The following is a 355-nucleotide window of genomic DNA, read 5'->3' as shown; positions in this document are numbered from 1 at the left end:
CCCTCCCCTTCGCTGGGAGGGTCCCGGCGATTTTCGCGTGTCGCCCGCGAAGCCGTTTTCAGCCGCGTGGAGGTCTGTACAGTGCAGCACATGGACCACAAGACGACGCTGCACACCTACCTGCGACTGCGGAGGGCCGAACTGCTGGGAAAGGTTGAGAACCTCAGTGAGTATGACGCCCGAAGGCCCCTGACGCCCACGGGAACCAACCTGCTGGGCCTCGTCAAGCACGTAGCCACTGTGCAGCTGGGGTATTTCGGTGAGACGTTCGGGCGGCCAAGCGACAAGGAACTTCCATGGCTGCAGGAGAACGCCGAGCCGGACTCGGACATGTGGGTCCCGGCCAACGAATCCC

1 protein-coding gene is annotated in these 355 nt (G+C 63.7%); it reads left to right on the top strand.

Annotated elements, in window-relative coordinates; translation table 11 throughout:
- Positions 1 to 90 precede the first annotated feature (90 nt).
- The coding region (locus SB724_RS19545; RefSeq protein WP_410572441.1) for a mycothiol transferase at positions 91 to 355 on the top strand (265 nt) is incomplete at its 3' end.

The sequence above is a fragment of the Bacillus sp. SIMBA_031 genome (genome assembly GCF_046535225.1).
Taxonomy (GTDB): Bacteria; Bacillota; Bacilli; order Bacillales; family Bacillaceae; genus Bacillus; species Bacillus velezensis.
This window is presented reverse-complemented; position numbering and strand designations above follow the sequence as displayed.